The 15657-nt window shown below is 72.8% G+C and carries 16 protein-coding genes; 4 read left to right on the top strand and 12 right to left on the bottom strand.

Annotated elements, in window-relative coordinates; all coding sequences use genetic code 11:
* Nucleotide 1: 1 nt before the first annotated feature.
* Entirely contained in the window at nucleotides 2-1483 is a 1482-nt protein-coding gene (locus ACQ5BE_RS11215; RefSeq protein WP_430297101.1) for an aldehyde dehydrogenase family protein, read from the bottom strand.
* A 203-nt stretch (nucleotides 1484-1686) separates the two neighbouring features.
* Between ACQ5BE_RS11215 and ACQ5BE_RS11210 the strand changes: the two genes are divergently transcribed.
* A complete protein-coding gene (locus ACQ5BE_RS11210; RefSeq protein ID WP_430297100.1) occupies nucleotides 1687-2817 on the top strand; it encodes a glycosyltransferase family 9 protein in 1131 nt (376 codons plus the stop codon).
* A gap of 25 nt (nucleotides 2818-2842) precedes the next feature.
* Here ACQ5BE_RS11210 and ACQ5BE_RS11205 read toward each other — a convergent pair whose 3' ends face one another.
* From ACQ5BE_RS11205 to ACQ5BE_RS11175, 7 genes are all read right to left on the bottom strand, one after another.
* Nucleotides 2843-3541: an SDR family oxidoreductase gene (locus ACQ5BE_RS11205; protein ID WP_430297122.1), complete on the bottom strand. Its 699-nt coding sequence runs from the start codon at nucleotides 3539-3541 to the stop codon at nucleotides 2843-2845.
* 141 nt (nucleotides 3542-3682) lie between these two features.
* On the bottom strand, nucleotides 3683-5068 hold the full coding sequence (gene rfaE2, locus ACQ5BE_RS11200) for a D-glycero-beta-D-manno-heptose 1-phosphate adenylyltransferase (protein ID WP_430297099.1): 1386 nt from the start codon (nucleotides 5066-5068) through the stop codon (nucleotides 3683-3685).
* Nucleotides 5065-5823 (bottom strand): D-sedoheptulose-7-phosphate isomerase, encoded by a 759-nt coding sequence (locus tag ACQ5BE_RS11195; RefSeq protein WP_430297098.1) that lies wholly within the window; start codon nucleotides 5821-5823, stop codon nucleotides 5065-5067. Before ACQ5BE_RS11195 ends, rfaE2 begins: the two co-directional genes overlap by 4 nt.
* 2 nt (nucleotides 5824-5825) lie before the next feature.
* The gene (locus ACQ5BE_RS11190; RefSeq protein ID WP_430297097.1) at nucleotides 5826-7112 is read right to left on the bottom strand and encodes a glycosyltransferase; all 1287 of its coding nucleotides are present in this window, start codon (nucleotides 7110-7112) and stop codon (nucleotides 5826-5828) included.
* A complete protein-coding gene (locus ACQ5BE_RS11185; protein ID WP_430297096.1) occupies nucleotides 7109-8164 on the bottom strand; it encodes a glycosyltransferase in 1056 nt (351 codons plus the stop codon). The genes ACQ5BE_RS11190 and ACQ5BE_RS11185 overlap by 4 nt, the downstream gene beginning before the upstream one ends.
* Nucleotides 8164-9189 (bottom strand): glycosyltransferase family 9 protein, encoded by a 1026-nt coding sequence (locus ACQ5BE_RS11180; protein WP_430297095.1) that lies wholly within the window; start codon nucleotides 9187-9189, stop codon nucleotides 8164-8166. Before ACQ5BE_RS11180 ends, ACQ5BE_RS11185 begins: the two co-directional genes overlap by 1 nt.
* Entirely contained in the window at nucleotides 9186-9812 is a 627-nt protein-coding gene (locus ACQ5BE_RS11175) for a D-glycero-alpha-D-manno-heptose-1,7-bisphosphate 7-phosphatase (RefSeq protein WP_430297094.1), read from the bottom strand. The genes ACQ5BE_RS11180 and ACQ5BE_RS11175 overlap by 4 nt, the downstream gene beginning before the upstream one ends.
* 104 nt (nucleotides 9813-9916) lie before the next feature.
* On the opposite strand from ACQ5BE_RS11175, the gene ACQ5BE_RS11170 reads away from it, so the two are divergent.
* A complete protein-coding gene (locus tag ACQ5BE_RS11170) occupies nucleotides 9917-10882 on the top strand; it encodes a glycosyltransferase family 9 protein (RefSeq protein WP_430297093.1) in 966 nt (321 codons plus the stop codon).
* Between the two features lie 27 nt (nucleotides 10883-10909).
* On the opposite strand, the gene ACQ5BE_RS11165 is transcribed toward ACQ5BE_RS11170, so the two are convergent.
* Complete coding sequence (locus tag ACQ5BE_RS11165) at nucleotides 10910-11620, bottom strand: sigma-70 family RNA polymerase sigma factor (protein ID WP_430297092.1); 711 nt, start codon at nucleotides 11618-11620, stop codon at nucleotides 10910-10912.
* Nucleotides 11621-12217: 597 nt separating this feature from the next.
* Between ACQ5BE_RS11165 and ACQ5BE_RS11160 the strand changes: the two genes are divergently transcribed.
* The gene (locus tag ACQ5BE_RS11160) at nucleotides 12218-12550 is read left to right on the top strand and encodes a hypothetical protein (protein WP_430297091.1); all 333 of its coding nucleotides are present in this window, start codon (nucleotides 12218-12220) and stop codon (nucleotides 12548-12550) included.
* Between the two features lie 61 nt (nucleotides 12551-12611).
* On the opposite strand, the gene ACQ5BE_RS11155 is transcribed toward ACQ5BE_RS11160, so the two are convergent.
* Complete coding sequence (locus tag ACQ5BE_RS11155) at nucleotides 12612-13577, bottom strand: DNA topoisomerase IB (protein ID WP_430297090.1); 966 nt, start codon at nucleotides 13575-13577, stop codon at nucleotides 12612-12614.
* 199 nt (nucleotides 13578-13776) lie between these two features.
* On the opposite strand from ACQ5BE_RS11155, the gene ACQ5BE_RS11150 reads away from it, so the two are divergent.
* Nucleotides 13777-14676 carry an SDR family oxidoreductase gene (locus tag ACQ5BE_RS11150; RefSeq protein WP_430297089.1) on the top strand — a complete coding sequence of 300 codons (900 nt, stop codon included), beginning with the start codon at nucleotides 13777-13779 and terminating at the stop codon, nucleotides 14674-14676.
* 100 nt (nucleotides 14677-14776) lie between these two features.
* On the opposite strand, the gene ACQ5BE_RS11145 is transcribed toward ACQ5BE_RS11150, so the two are convergent.
* On the bottom strand, nucleotides 14777-14986 hold the full coding sequence (locus ACQ5BE_RS11145; protein WP_430297088.1) for a DUF2795 domain-containing protein: 210 nt from the start codon (nucleotides 14984-14986) through the stop codon (nucleotides 14777-14779).
* Nucleotides 14983-15621: a hypothetical protein gene (locus ACQ5BE_RS11140; RefSeq protein ID WP_430297087.1), complete on the bottom strand. Its 639-nt coding sequence runs from the start codon at nucleotides 15619-15621 to the stop codon at nucleotides 14983-14985. The genes ACQ5BE_RS11145 and ACQ5BE_RS11140 overlap by 4 nt, the downstream gene beginning before the upstream one ends.
* Nucleotides 15622-15657 lie beyond the last annotated feature (36 nt).

Here is a 15657-nt window from a genome sequence, read left to right as displayed (position 1 = left end):
TTCAGTACCCCCCTCTCCCGCGGGCAGCCACGGGCGGCTCGAGATGGATGACCTTCGGTCGGCTCAGCTCGTCGAGCAGCCGCGGGCCGAATCCCGCCGTGCTGCCCGCCTGGGGAAGACCCGGCGCGTCCGTGCCGGTCACGCCCACGGCCAGGCCATTGACGGCGACGTTGGACGCCGGGATCTCGGCGGCCGCCAGCTGCGCATGCCCGATGTCCCGCGTGAGGACGGTCGCCGAGGGGCCGCAGGGCTCCTCCGCCGCTTCCGCGACCGCTTCGTCGAAGGTCTGCACGGACATGACGGCAGCCACCGGTCCGCGGACCTGGTCGCGCATGATGCTCATCGACGGTGCGCACCGTGCGAGGACGGTGGGCGGGTAGAAGGATCCGGGCCCTTCGGCGAACTGGCCGCCGACGAGGAGGACTGCGCCGTCGTCGAGCGCCGAGAGCACGGCGCGGTGGATCTCGCCACGGGCCCACTCGTCGACAACCGGCCCCACCCGCTCCGATGCCGCCCACTGCCGAGCCTGCTCGGCGAGCTCGTCGAGGAAGACCTCTTCGACATCGCGCAGGACGAAGATCCTCCGCGGCGCAGAGAGCAGCTGGCCAGCGTGCCGGAAGGCCGCCTGAGCCGTGCAGGCGGCGGCCCAGCCGAGGTCCACTCCGCGGTCGACGATGAGGGAACTGCTGCCGCCCCTCCCCCTGACAAGGTGGGCCCCGGTGCGGCACGACGCCGCGACCAGGCTGTCCGCCACCGCGGCGGACCCGACGTGGACGATCGCGTTCACCCTGTCGTCGCCCGCGAGCGCGGCGCCCAGTTCGGCGTCGCCCGTGACGGTGCTGAGCACGCCGGGGGGAACGGCCGAGGCGAAGAGCCGCCCCAGCCTCCGGCCGAGGGCGGAACAGCGCTCGCTGGGCTTGAGCAGCACGACATTCCCCGCCGCGAGGCCTGCGCCGGCTATGCCGCACGCCGTGGCGACGGGGTCATCCCAGGACGTCAGCCCCAGAACGAGGCCGCGTGGCTCATAGACGGTGAAGTCGAGGCCCGAGAAGGCTCCGGCGAGGGTGGGGCCGGAGCGGAGGAGGCTCAGCTCGGCGTACCGGCGCAGCGATTCGGCCCCGGACCGCACGCCCGCCAGCGCGTCGTCGAAGAGGCGCCCGGTCTCCCGGCTGTTCAGGTCGGCGAGCTCATGGGCGGCGGACTCGACGGCTCCCGCGAGCTCGCGCAGGGTCCCCGAGCGCTGCGCCTGCGGCACACGCCGCCACATCGTCCAGGCGCTGCGGGCCGCGCGGAGGGCCGCGTCCGCCCGCGCCGGGTCTGGCTGGACGGGCCGTGCGAGCGGCTGTCCCGTGCGGGGATCACGCCGGATCTCCGTGACAACGCTCTGCGCGCGGGCCTCAGGGAGTGTTCGCTGGGAGGGTGCCTTCGCAGCTCCCGGCACTGGGTCCTCGTCGGGGCGGGCCTCGTGGGGCAGGCCGCTCATCATCGTTCCTCCTGACGCTGGGGCACAAGCTTGTTACCCCTCGGGTGTGCGCTCACACAGCGCTCCGTGCGCACGGGGGCCGCGAGCGCGGGACGCGCGGCACACCGGTCGCGGCGCGGCGCCGTTTGCCGCGGCGTGCGCACGGGTACGGCGATGACGACGAGGGCCCGCGCAGCGAGGGCCGCGAGGGGTCGGGAGGGACCATGACAGCAGAAGCCAGCACCGTGGGGGCCGCCGCGCAGACCGACGATTCCCCGTTCGAGGGCGTACGCCGGATCGCGGTGCTCCGGGGCGGCGGGATCGGTGACCTGGTCGCGGCGCTTCCCGCGCTCGAGGCCCTCCGGGCGGCCTACCGGGACGCCGAACTCGTCCTCCTCACGACGCCGAACCTCGCGCCGGTCCTCGAAGGGCGCCCGACGCCCGTGGACCGCATCGTCCGCGTCCCCTTCTTCCCCGACGCCCCGGACGCACAGGGCCGCACCTGGCGGGACGACCCTGCCACCCAGGAGATGGCAGCTGACCTGTGCTCGGAGGGCGTCGACCTGGCCGTCCAGCTCCATGGCGGCGGCGCGAACTCCAACCCCTTCGTGGCCGCTCTGGGCGCACCGCATACGGTCGGGTGCGCTACCAGGGAGGCCCTCCGGCTCGAGCGCGACATGCCCCACGTGTACTACCAGCGCGAGGTGAGCCGTTGGCTCGAGGTGGCCTCCCTCGCCGGCGCGCCCGCCGTAGTGACCGACCCGCGCCTCGCCGTCGTCCCCGCCGACGCCGCCGCGGCGGCCGACTGGCTGCGCCCCGGGCCGGGACTCGTCGTCGTGCATCCGGGGGCGACCGATCCCCGCCGGCGCTGGCCGGCCGACCGCTTCGTCGCCGTCGCTGCGGAACTCGCCGCGGACGGGTGGCAGGTCCTCGTCGTGGGGGACGACGGCGAGCGCGGGCTCGCGGACGGGATCGCGCACGACGCCGCAGGGCTGGCTCCCAGCGCGGCTGGGCGCATCGCCTCCGCAGCCGGGCGCACGTCCCTCCAAGGGCTCCTGGGCCTCCTCGCGACCGCCCGCCTGGTCGTGGCGAATGACAGCGGACCCCGGCATCTGGCCCAGGCGCTGGGAACGCCGACGGCCTCCGTGTACTGGGGACCGAACCTCATCAACGCCGGACCGACGGGCCGCCGCCACCACCGGGTGCAGGTCTCGTGGCGCCAGCTGTGCCCGGTGTGCGGCGCGGACGGCACCGATCCCTTCCTGCAGCCCTGCGAGCACGAGGTTCCCTGGGTAGACGGGGTGGCGACCGAGAGGGTGCTCGCGGACGCCCGCGACCTCCTGGCCGGGCGCTGAGCCTGGGCCAGGAGGTCGGACGGGCCTACGGCCAGGAGTCCTCGAGGGACCCGGCGACGAGGAGCTCGCGGACCTCGCATCCCTGCGGCTGAGAGAGCGCGAAGACGACCGAGCGTGCCACGTCCGAGGGGCGGTTGAGCGTGCTGCGGTCCTGCGGCTTGTACTGGTCCGGGCGGTCGTCGAAGAACGCCGTGTCCATGCCGCCCGGGATGAGCGTCGTGACGCCGACGCGCCCCTTGAGCTCGGCAGCGAGCGCACGGCTGAAGCCGATCACCCCGAACTTCGACGCGCAGTAGGCGCTCGCCCCGGCGGCCCCGCGGAGGCCGAGGGTCGAGGCGACGGTGACGACGCGTCCGTGCGAGCGTATGAGGTGCGGGAGGGCGGCACGGACCACCGCCGCCGTGCCGAGGAGGTTCACGCGGATCACTTTCTCCCACTCGTCGGCGGGGACCTCGGCGAGCTCTCCGCAGCGGTCCACGCCTGCGGCGCAGACCACGGCGTCGAGTCCGCCTGCCTCCTCCGCCGCACGGGCGACGGCGGACTCGGCCGCCTCGCGCTCGGAGAGGTCCACTTGCCAGCCCTTCAGCGGAGCGGCCACGGGTGCGCGGTCGAGGACGAGCGGAACGCCGCCTTCCCCCGAGACGGCCTCCACGACCGCCGCGCCGAGCCCGGAGGCTCCGCCTGTGACGAGGATGCGTGCTCCGCGCAGGGGGCTTCCGGAGATCCTGGTGCGAGAGGCGTCGGTCCGGGTCGTCAGGGTCTCGTTGGTCTGCAGGGCTTCAGTCATGGCGCAGGTTCCTCCTGGTGTCATGTCGTCGGGTTTCGGTCGGACGGGTCGAAGAGTGGGGCTCAGCCGTGGCACACCTCAGCCGAGGGCCGCGATCGCGGAGGCGAGCGACGTCGTCGAGCGCCCGGGCTGGAGGGGAACGGTGACCACTTCGCCGCCCCACCGGCGCAGGAGCGCCGACTCCGGCAGCTGCTCGGCGTCGTAGTCGCTGCCCTTGACCCAGACGTCGGGACGCAGCCCGGCGAGGAGCCGCTCCGGTGTGTCCTCGGAGAAGATCTCCACGGCGTCGACGCAGCTGAGCCCGAGGAGCAGGTCGGCTCGGTCGCGCTCGTCCATCACGGGCCTGCTCTCTCCCTTGAGCCGGCGCACGGACGAGTCCGAGTTCAGGCAGACGATGAGGCAGTCGCCGAGGCCGCGGGCGGCTTCGAGGAGCCGCAGGTGCCCCGCGTGGAGCAGGTCGAAGCAGCCTCCCGCCGCGACCACGCGCCCGCCCTCCGCCCGGACACGGCGCGCGAGGGCGAACGCCGGCGACTCGTCGTCGCCGACGGACTCGGCTGGCCCCTGCCCGTTCGAGGGCTGGGGGGTGGGGTCCAGCGCGGCGACGCCACCGGCAGCGAGGAACCCGACGGAGGCGGCCACGGCCGTCTCGACCGCCTCCTCGAGGCTGCTGCCACCGGCCAGGGACGCCGCGAGGGCCGAAGCGAAGCGGTCGCCCGCGCCGCACGCGTCCTCGATGCGCAGCCCGGCGCTCGGGACACCGATGTGGATGGCGCTTCCGTTGTCGCACAGGAGCGCGCCGCGTTCCGCGAGGGTCACGACCACGGACTGCGCATGCCAGCGGTCCCGCAGCCGGCCTGCCGCGGTCGCGATCGCTCCCAGCCCGCTGACATCGCGTCCGGACAGGTCCAGCAGCTCGGACAGGTTCGGTGTCACTGCCGCCACGCCGCCGGTGGGGCGGGCGCCGTGCGGGTGCGGGTCCCAGACCACCGGGACGCGGCGGGAGGCCGCCTCAAGCGCGGCCCGCAGCGGCGGGGCCTCGAGGAGCCTGCGCCCATAGTCGGCCACCACGATGGCGTCCGCCGCCTCCAGCGGGACGAGCATCGACTCGTCGACCAGGGGGAACGGCTTCTGCCCGCATCCCTCGTCGATCCGGGCGATGCGCTGCCCGTCGGCGGCGACGCGCATCTTGGTCGGCGTGGGGCCGCCAAGCACGCCCTCGTGGATGTGCACGGACTGCAGCAGGGAACGCACGCGGTCGGCGGCGGCGTCGTCGGACAGGGCGGTGACGAGGTCGACGTCGTGCCCGTCCTGGGCGAGCAGCGTCGCCACGAGCCCGGCGCCGCCGGCCCGTTCGCGGCGGCTCTGGACGTCGACGACGGGGGCTGGGCCGTCCGGGCAGAGGCGTCCGGCATGCCCCGCAAGGTCGATATCGAGCAGGGTGTCTCCCACGACGACGATCCTCATGGCCGTCCTCCCTTCATTGATGGCTGGTCGATTCCGAGGGGCGCATCACGTCCTGCGGGCGTCTCCGTGGCCCTGATGAGGGCGTCGAAGCAGGTGCACAGGGCATGGATCGCCACGAGCTGGGACTCCTGGACGTGGCAGCCGGGGCCCTCGAGCGTGAGCGCCTCGTCGACGGCGGATTCGAGCGGATTGGGCGCGGGCCCGGTGAGGGCCCACGAGACGGCCCCGCATTCCCGTGCGGCCTCGGCCGCGCACAGGAGGTTCTGGCTCGCCCCCGAGGTCGAGAGCAGCAGCACGATGTCGCCCGGCCGCGCGTGGGCGCGGACTTGACGGGCGAAGACCTGCTCGTAGCCGTAGTCGTTGCCGATGGCCGTCACGGCGGAGCTGTCGCCGTGGAGGGCGATGGCCGAGAAAGGGCGCCGCTCGCCGTCGTACCGGCCCACGAGCTCCGCGGTGAGGTGCTGGGCCTCCGCCGCAGAGCCGCCGTTCCCGGCGACGAGGAGCCTGCCGCCGTCGGCCAGGCGCACCGCGAGGTGCTGCGCCCACCGTGCCAGCAGCGGGGCATGGCTCTGGAGGCCCTCAAGGGTGCGCGCAGAGCCGCCGAGGTGGTCGGAGATGCGGTCTTCGAGGAACGTCGTACCGTCCACGGGACGGATGGCGCGGCGCCGGGCGCCGATGGCGCGTAGGCCGTCGGAGCGGGAGGTGCCGTTCACGCCGCCGAGTGCGGCCGGCCGGGGAAAAGGGACGCCGTTCATCCTCAGGCCCCCTCCTGCACGCGGCGCAGTCTGCTGCGCGACATCGCGACATCCGCCTCGGGCCGCTCCCAGTGTTCCCGCATGACGCGGTAGATCCGCTCCGTGTCCTCGGCGACCCGGTCCCACGTGTAGCGGTTGCGGGCACGTTCGACGCCGGCCGCCCCCAGGGAGGCGCGCCGCGCCGGATCCTCCGCAAGCACCCTGATCGCCTCGGCGAGCGCCTCGGGTGAGCGCGGCGGCACGTGGAACCCGGTCACCCCGTCGACCACCGTCTCCGCGAGGCCGCCGACCGCCGCGGCGATGACAGGCACGCCGCTCGCCATCGCCTCCAGCGGCACGATGCCGAACGGCTCGTACCAGGGCGTGCACACGACGACGTCGAGGCTGCGCATGAGTGCGGGCATCTCGTCGCGCGGAACCTGACCGGTGAAGATGACCTGATTTCCGACGCCGAGCCAGTCGGCCAGGTCGCGGAGCCGCCGGGCCTCGGGGTCCGCCGCGACGCGGTCCTTGGCGCTGGATCCGCCGACAATGAGCAGCTCGACCCCGCGCGTGCCGGCCTTGGCCAGCTGCGCGAGAGCCTCGATCACGATGTCGATCCCCTTGCGCGGCACGAGCCGGCCGATCACCGCGAGCCGCAGGCGCCCCCCGCGCACCCGTGCCGGTCCATCCGGGGTGAAGCGGAGGGTGTCCACCCCGCAGGGCGCGACTGAGATGCGGCGGCGGTTGACGCCGAGGGTGCGCAGCTCGAAGGCCTCGTCGGGGCAGGTGGCGATCACCCGGTCGACGGAGCGGGCGACCCACGGTTCTAGCGCCTCCCGTTCGGGAGGGCTCGTGTCGTCCGCGCCTTGGTGGCGCCGCTTGACGACTCCGAGCGCGTGGAACGTCTCGGCGACGACCGGGGGTGCGAAGCCGAGGCTCTCGATCTTCCCGACGCCCTCGATGCATGCGATGCCCGACATCCAGAAGTGCCCGTGGACGATGTCCGGCGTGTCGCCGTGCCAGTACTCCGCGAGCCGCTCGGCGAACTCCGGGATGTGCGGCAGGAGCTTGTCCTTGGGGATCGAGCGGGGCGGCCCGGCGTCGACGTTGACGAGGGTCACTCCGGTGGGGAGCATCTGCTCCCAGTGGAGGCGATGGCTGTCCCGCCGGGTGAACACCGTGACTCCGTGGCCGCGGCGCACCAAGGCTGCGGAGAGCTCTGCTACGTGGATGTTCTGGCCGCCTGCATCCTCCCCGCCGATAGCGGCGAGAGGACTCGCGTGCTCCGACACCATCGAGATCTTCATTCCTGCTCCTTCCACATCTGGTCCCGGTGGCTCGGGAAGGCGGTGTGTCCCGGGGGGTCCGATCGGCCCCGCTGGTGCGAGAAGAGTCCCCCGGCCGCCTCATCCAGGACCGCGTCCCAGTCGGCCAGGAACCTCGCAAGCCCATAGCGGGCGAGCGCTGCCTCCCGGGCCGCGAGCCCCGCTTCCCGCGCCGCGGACTCGTCGGCGATGAAGCGCCGCGCCGCGGCGACGAGCTCCGAGGGGTTCGAGCTGACGCGGCCGGCCTCAGGCGGAACGGCGCGCCACACCTCGGTCGCGCCGACGGCGAGGATGGGCATGCCGGCCTGCATGGCCTCGATGAGTGCGAGTCCGAGCGAGGTCCACCGAAAGGGATGGACGTACGCCCGCCGGCGGCCGAGCTCGGTGTGCAGCCGAGGCGGCGGGACGTCGCCGGCCCAGCGCAGCCGGTCGGGGCCCAGCCGCGTAGCGCGCCTCAGGCGGTCACCGCCCATGCCGTAGACATCCAGCGGTGCCGCGGCGGCGAAGCGCGGGAGAAGGTCGGTGCCCGCGGTGCGGCCGCGGCGCACCGGCTCGTTCACGACGACGCCGAGCCGGGGCAGCTCCCCCGTGTACAGCAGGCCCGGGTCGGCCACGCCGTGCTCGATCACGCGCGTGGGCGCGACGCCGCAGTCCCACATCAGCGCGTTGAAGTGGGTGACGTGCACCACCAGGATCTCGCGCTGTCCTGAGAGGGGGTGCCGCGTGTCGGGGACGCGGCCGCGGGGGGTGTTGTGCTCCACGTACACGGCGGGCACGTCGATCCCGGCCGTCAGTCCGGTGAGGCTGCGCAGCCGGTCCGCCTCGGCGGCCCGTTGGAGCACGACGGCATCGATCGTCCCCGCGTCGCGCACGAGCTCGTCCGAGGTTGCCTCCGTCGCCGCGGGCCAGTCGCGTCCGCCGCGGCCAAGCCCCCACTCGCTGCGCTTGCCGTCGACCGGGAGGATGTACTCGTGGGGACCGCGGACGAAGGCGTCGGTCCACCCTCCGTGGACGTGCCAGAGCAGGATGCGCATCAGGCCACCACCCCGCTGTGCTCGGCGAGGAGGCTCTCGACGGCGGCGAGCGCCTCGGCCGGGCCCACTCGGGCCAGACATGGGTGCCCCTCGACCGGACACGTGCGCGCACGGGTCGCCGCGCACGGGGCGTCCTGGTCTCCGAGCACCACGACGGGTGCGCCGCGGGGCGCCCACACGCCGGCATGCACGACCGGTGAGAAGAGGCTCACGACGGGGGTGCCCGCCGCGGCCGCGAGATGCGCCGGTCCGGTGTTGCCCACGACGACGGCCCGCGCTCCCGCGAGCACGTCGGCGAGAGCGGGCAGAGGCGTGCTCCCCCCGAGGTCGATTCCGTGGTCCCCCGCAACCCTGGCCGTGAGAGCCCGTTCACCGGGGGCGCCCGTGACCACCGGCTGGAGGCCCCGCGCGGCGAGCAGCTCGACGAGCTGTTCGGCGTTGGCCGCCGGCCACGCACGCGAGGGGGCGTCCGCGCCAGGATGGACGACCACGTAGTCCCCCTCCGGCCTCAGGCCCGAGGGCTGCGTCGGCCCGAGTGCCGGGAGGCCGGCGTCGTCAGCCGGAAGGGTGAACCCTGCGGCCGCGGCGATGGCGAGGGCCCGGTCCACCTCGTGGACGCTCCAGGGGACATCCCTGCTCGTCACGCGTACGTCGAGGAGGCTGCCCGGGTAGTCCTCCGACAGGCCGGTGATGCGCTGCACGCCGCAGAGGCGCAGCTCGAGCGCGAGGGGCAGCGGCGACTGGTGGAAGGACGTGAGGACGACGGCTTCCTCCACGTGGAGGCCCGCGACAAGCCGCTCGAGGCGGCGCAGGTGGCGTGGGGTGGCCGGAGGCGCGGGGTTGGCAATCCAGGGACAGTCCCATTCCACGACGCGGTCGACCCCGGGAAGCAGCTCTGCGGCAGCGCTCCCGCGTGGACCCGTCAGGAGCACCGGAAGCGCGCTCGACGCGACGGCCCGCACTGCGGGGCCCGCGAGGACGACGTCTCCCAGGCTGTCGAGGCGAGCAACGAGGACTCGCTTCACTGAGCACCTCCGGTGCCGGTGGCCAGTGGCTCGGAAGCCGCCAGCTCCCGGCTGCCGAACGCCAGGATGAGCGCGGAGGTGAGGTCACCGGCCACCGCCGGTGCCTCCAGGACTTCCTGCCGGCGCGTCACGCGTGTGGGCACCAGGACGCCGCGGGCGCCTGCGCGCCGCGCGGCCTCCATGTCCTTGCCGATGTCGCCGATGACGAGGGCGTCCGAGGGAGCAACGCCGAGGGCGGAGCAGGCTGCGAGGATCAGGCCCGGCTGGGGCTTGCGGCAGCGGCAGCGCGCGTCCGGTCCGTGGGGGCAGACCTGCCACGTGTCGAAGGGTCCGAGGAGCTCCTCGACGCGCGCATTCACGGCGTCGAGCTCGTCGGGACTGATGATGCCGAGCCCGACACCGGACTGGTTGGACACGACACCTGTGGGAATCCCCGCCTCGCGCAGCTCGTCCAGCACCCGCGCCGCATCGGGCATGGGGCGTACGAGGCGCCGATCCCGGTTGTACGGGACGTCGTGGACGAGGGTGCCGTCTCGGTCGAACAGGACGGCACGCGGGATCCACGGGCGGCGCGGCCCTCTGGCCCTGGCGTGCCCTGCGGTATTCCGGCGGCGGTTCTCCATGAAGGAGCAGTTCCCGCGAGAAGTTACAATAAACCTCTTAAGGGGGGACGACCCTCATCGACGCTCAGGCCGCGGGCGCTCCTGGAGAACGACCCGGAGGTGCCATGTCCGCTTCAGACGCCAAGCCCGTGCTCCTCGTCCTGCGGGCGCTCAAGCTCGGGGACCTGCTCGTGGCCGTCCCGGCGCTCCGCGGCCTGCGGCGGGCCTTCCCCCAGCACGAGCTCGTGCTCGCGGCGGCTTCCTGGCTCGAGCCCATCGTCCCGCTCATCGGGGGCATCAACAGGCTTCTTCCCACCCCCGGGCTCGACGATCCGCTCCCGCCGCTGGGACCCGTGGATGTCGCCGTGAACCTGCACGGCAAGGGGGTCGAGAGCCGGACCCGCCTCGAGGAGCTCCAGCCTGCGCACCGGCTGGGCCATGAGGCGAAGGGGTGGCCGGGCCCCGTCTGGGATGACACGCTCCACGAACGCGAGCGGTGGGTCCGCCTCCTGCGCTGGCACGGCATCGCGGCCGACGCCGAGGACTATCGGCTGGGCGAGCCTGAGGCGAGCGCCCCGGCGGTCGGCGCCACGATCGTCCATGTGGGGGCCGCCTACGGGAGCCGGCAGTGGCCCGTCGGGAGATTCGCCGCCGTGGCGTGCCAGCTCGCTTCGGACGGGCACGACGTCGTCGTCACCGGCGGGGCGGCCGACCGTCCGCGTGCGCAGGACGTCACGACGGCCGCGGGCCTCCCCGAGAGCGCCTGCGTGGCCGGGGAGTGGGCGCTCGACGAGTTCGCGGCCGCGGTGCGCGCCGCGCGCGTCGTCATCACGGCGGACACCTCCGCGGCACACCTCGCGAGCGCCTACCGCACTCCGTCGGTCGTGCTGTTCGGCCCTGCCGCCCCCGAGCAGTGGGGGCCTCCCGCCGACGGGCCGCACATCGTCCTCACGGATGCTGCCGTAAGGCGCGGCGACCCGTTCTCCGACGAGCCGGACCCGGCGATCCTGGCCGTCCTGCCCGGACACGTGCTCGACGCCGTCGCCCGCGTGGATGCGGCCGACGGCGCCGAGCGCCTTCCCGGCCGTTGAGGGCCGAGGACTTGGAGGAGTGACCCGCTAGGCGGCCATGCGCCTGCGCAGCCGGTCGAGCAGCTTCCGCAGAAGCCGGGAAACCTGCATCTGGCTCACACCGAGCTCTTCGGCAATCGCGTCCTGAGTCATCTCCTCGACGAAGCGGAGGTAGAGGAGACGCTTGTCCGCCTCCGTCGCGCCTTCGAGGGCCCCCGCAAGGGCCTGCATCTGCTCGACTCGTTCGTACCCCGGGTCCTCCGACCCGAAGATGTAGCTGACCCGCCTTTCCTCCGGGTCCTCGGAGGAGTCGCCGTGTTCGATCGGCTGGCCGACCATCGCGGCCTCGGCGATCTGGGCTTCGGCCACCTCCGCGACCGGAACCCCTGATTCGTCGCTCAGCTCAGCCGTCGTGGGATCGTGGCCGAGACGTTGGGCGAGCCCTGGTCGCACGGAGTTTAGCCTCAGCCGAAGCTCTTGGATGGCCCGGGGCGGGCGGACGACCCAGGACTGGTCACGCAGATAGCGCTTGAGCTCGCCAGTGATGGTCGGCACTGCGTACGGAACGAATCCGTGACCGAGCGCGGCGCGGTACCTCTGGGCGGCCTTCATGAGTCCGAGCCGGGCCACCTGGCGGAGGTCGTCGGCGTCGTGCCCGGGGCAGCGGAATCGGCGGGCGAGGGCGTCAGCGACGCCGAGGTATTCGACGGCGAGGCGGCCGGCGGTGAGTGCCTGGGTGGCCAGCGCGGCCGGTGCCACTGCCCGGACGAGCGGGCCAGGCCGGGTCCTCAGGGCAACGACCCCCTTGGCTGCCGCACGGTCAGGTCGAGTGAATGAAGGAGACGTCGTCCGGGTCCCCTGGTGAACGGTCTTCACGGCGAGTTTTTCCTCCTCGCTGGGGTTGGAGCATTGGCTCTCAGAGCTGAGGAGTTCCTCGGCTCCACCTCGCAGGGGTGGAACCGAGAGGGGCCTGCGCCGAGATCAAGGCTCGAAGAAGGAGTGCGCAGCCGATGGCCGCGTGGATGCCGTCGGTGAAGGGGTGGAGAGTCGAGGACATCAGCGCGTTCCGCTGCAGCGGCCCCGCATTCATGATGTACCAAGCTCCACGGTCAGCACCCGCCCTCTTGATGATTTCGGGGCCGGTTGCTTGACTCCATTTCCACAGTCCCACTCTCCTTTGGCCGCCACAACCCTCCAAGGAGAAGCTTCAGCGATTCTCGATCCCGTTTCTTGTGACGTTTCCTGTTGCTCGCTCCGAGCCGCCCACTCTTCGTTTCGCCCTCGGCCTTCGGGGGAAGGAGTTGGGTCAATGCCTATGCCGCGCTCTGCGACGGCCCAGAGGAGAGGACGCACGCTATGACGAACGCCCGCGATCCACATCTCGACCGCGACGGTCTGCGCGACGAGCCGGGAAGGCCGGTCCCCCGCAATCCGCACGACGACGAGGCTGCCCCGGAGACCACGGACGTGACGCCCTCCTCCAAGGGCCTCGGCGCCGTCTGGGGCGACGCCGAGCGGACGCCGAACCCAGGCCCCGTGAAGCCGCCCAACGAGGTGGACCAGGCCGCGATGGACGCCGTCGAGGCGGAGTACGTCGTCGAGCGCACAGAGGAAGGCGAGCGCTACCTCGCCCCGCGCGACGGGGACACCGAGGGGACCACGACCGACCAATTCCCGGAAAGCCCCTGACGGCTTCGGGCAGATGACTGACGGCGGGACGGACGCTGGGGTCCGGCCCGCCGTCTTGGCGTCACGCCGTCCCGGCGTTCTCACGAGTCCCCGACGGCGGGGCTCCCCCGGAGGCCTCTTCCAGGAGGTCCGCCACGGCGGCGTCCGAGGGGCTACGCGCTGTGCGCCCCTCTTCATACGCGACGAGCAGCCTGGGGTCGAGGTACGAGCCACGGGCAACCGTGGGGGTGTTGTTGAGCCACTCCGCGGCCTCGGACACCGCCTTGCGCCACGCGGTCTCCGCATCCAGGCCGGCGTCGTGGCTCCAGGCGAGGGACGCGCCCGCCACGGCAGTCCCACGCCAGGTCCGAAGGTCCTTGGCGCTCACCCCGAGCCCTGAGATCTGCCGGAGGTAGCCGTTGACGCCGGACGGGCCGATCGACTGGAAGCCATGGCCGTCGTCGTAGCCGAGTGCCGCCCGGCGCGAGCGCCCTGCCGCGTGCGGTGCGAGGTAGCGGGCAAGGTCGGGGTCGACGAGGTCGACAGTCCACCGGGCCCCCGACTTGCCGGGGAAGTCAAGGCTGACCCGCTCACCGTCCACGCTGACATGCGCACGGGTGAGCGTGGTCGCGCCGAACGTGCCGTTCTCGCGTGCGTACCGACGGCTTCCCACGCGCAGACCGGCTTTGTCGACGAGTCGCACGGCGGCGGCAAGCGCCTGCTGCCGCGGCCCCCGTTCGCCGCGGAGGTCACGCGTCACGGTCCGGCGGACGGAGGGAAGCCTGCGCGCCAGCTGCAGCGCCCTGGCGAACTTGCGCGCGTCCTGGCGCTCGCGCCACGAAGGGTGGTAGAGGTACTGGCGGCGGCCCGCTGCGTCGATTCCGGTTGCCTGGAGCCGCGCCCCGGGCGCGGCGGAGATGGTCACCCGACGCCACGCAGGCGGAATCGCCAGGGCCTTGATGCGCTCGAGGATCTGCGGGTCGTCGATGCGCGACCCCTCGTCGTCGAGATACACGAAGCCCTTCCCCGCCCGACGGCGGGTCAACACGGCGCCGCGGCGCCTCCTGTTCGCACGCCCCATGACGGCCTCACTACCCTTTTGCGCTCCGCCCAACCCCGCGCCCGCTGCCCGGACCCGGCTCCGCCCGACGCCGGCCGCGGGCGCCTTCCGCGGGGCACGGGTGGCGCGTAGCGTGGGACCCAGGTCAAGCCGAGGCCGTTCAGCGCACACCGATTCAGGAGCAGCAATGACGGAGCAGCTTCCCAGTTCGTCACCGAGCCCCGATCCCCGGTCCGAGCATCCCCAGGTGGACGCTCCCCCGCAGGACCTGGAGGCTCCCGGAACCACAGCAGAGACCACGCCGCAGCCCGACCACGGCGAGCAGACCTACGAGGGCCACGGCCGCCTGCGCGGCAAGGCCGCACTCATCACGGGCGGCGACTCCGGAATCGGCCGGGCTGTGGGGATCGCCTTCGCCCGGGAGGGCGCCGACGTCGCCTTCACGTTCCAGCCCATGGAGAAGGACGACGCCGACGCAACCGTCCGCGAGATCGAGGCAGCTGGCCGCACGGCCGTGGCGATCGAGGGGGACCTCCGCGACGAGGACTTCTCGGCATCGCTCCCGCAGCAGGTGCGCGAGAAGCTCGGACGCCTGGACGTGATCGTCCTCAACGCCGCCTACCAGCAGGCGCGCGACGGCGTGGACACCGTGAGCACCGAGGAATTCGACCGGGTGCTGCGGACGAACCTGTACAGCCAGTTCTGGATCCTCCGGTCGGCGCTGCCCCACCTCGAGTCGGGGGCGTCGATCATCATCACCAGCTCGATCCAGTCGGTGCAGCCCTCGGCGGGGCTGTTCGACTACGCCATGACCAAGGCGGCTCAAGTAGCGCTCGTGAAGGCATTGGCGCCCCAGCTCGGCCAGCAGGGCATCCGCATCAACGCGGTCGCGCCGGGGCCCGTCTGGACCCCGCTCATCCCGTCCACCGGCTGGCCTGAGCATGTGCCGGAGTTCGGGCAGGACACTCCGCTGGGACGCGCAGCGCAGCCCGCGGAACTCGCGCCGGCGTACGTCCTCCTGGCCTCCAATGAGGGCAGCTACATCTCCGGGGCGGTCGTCCCCGTGACAGGCGGCAAGCCGTTCTGAGCGATGGGTGCACAACCACGTCGGGGCCGCGATCCTTGGTGGATCGCGGCCCCGCCGCTGTGTCCGAAGTGCTCGGTCGCGCATAGTCAGGCGCGCGTGGTCAGTCGTGCTTGCGGCCGGCCTCGACGATCGCCTGGCTGACCTCGGTGGGCTTCTCGTAGGACCCCTCGGGGATCCCTTCGATGGCCCGGATGACGTTGTCGTCCGCGTTCTGGCTGCGCGCGGCGTCGAGTAGCGCTGACCGGTCGGCGGGGTAGTCGATGCCTTCGAGGAACTTCTGGATCTGGATCGGGTTCACGCTGTGGGTCACGGCGTCCTCCTGTCCGGCCTCTCGGCAGTGGTGTCGCGGTCCGTCTCGCGGGTGGCACCAGGCGCGTCCCGACCCTCACGGTCCGGAACCCTGTTCGCGTCCTCCCGGCGAGCGTCGTCATGCACTGGGTGGTCGTCCTGCACGGGGTGGCCGTCCTGCACGGTTCGGACGTCGTCCTGGACGTGGCGGCCATCGCCGCGGACCTCGGAGCCGCGGTCGTGCACCGGCTGGTGGTCCGCTGCCGGAGCGTCGTCGTGGCGCGAACCGTCGCCGCGGCCTGACCGGTCCGAACGGTCGGGCACGTTCGGGTCGAGCTTGTCGGCGTGCTGGCGCCGTTCGGCGATGCGCTCGCGTTCTTCACGCGTGGCGCCCTGGGTCTCGTCGGCCTGCTGGCGCAGCCGGGCCGCCTCGACCTCGGCACGCTCGGCGCGGGCCTGCGCCTCCTTGGCCTTGGCCTCGCGCTCGCGGACGTCGAGCTCGTGCTGGGCTGCCTCGGCGCGGATCTCCTCGGCGCGCTCGTGCATCTGCTGCTTGTGCTGTGCGGAGCGTCGTCGCGCGACGACGGCCACGATGATGATGATCACGATCAGGACCGCGATCCCGACTATGAGCCATGCGAGCTGGGTTGAGTCCATGCGGGCACCTCCTGGGGTGGGTCAGCTTGTGGCTGA

Source organism: Sinomonas sp. B1-1 (genome assembly GCF_050474465.1).
Classification (GTDB): Bacteria; Actinomycetota; Actinomycetes; order Actinomycetales; family Micrococcaceae; genus Sinomonas; species Sinomonas flava.
This window is presented reverse-complemented; position numbering and strand designations above follow the sequence as displayed.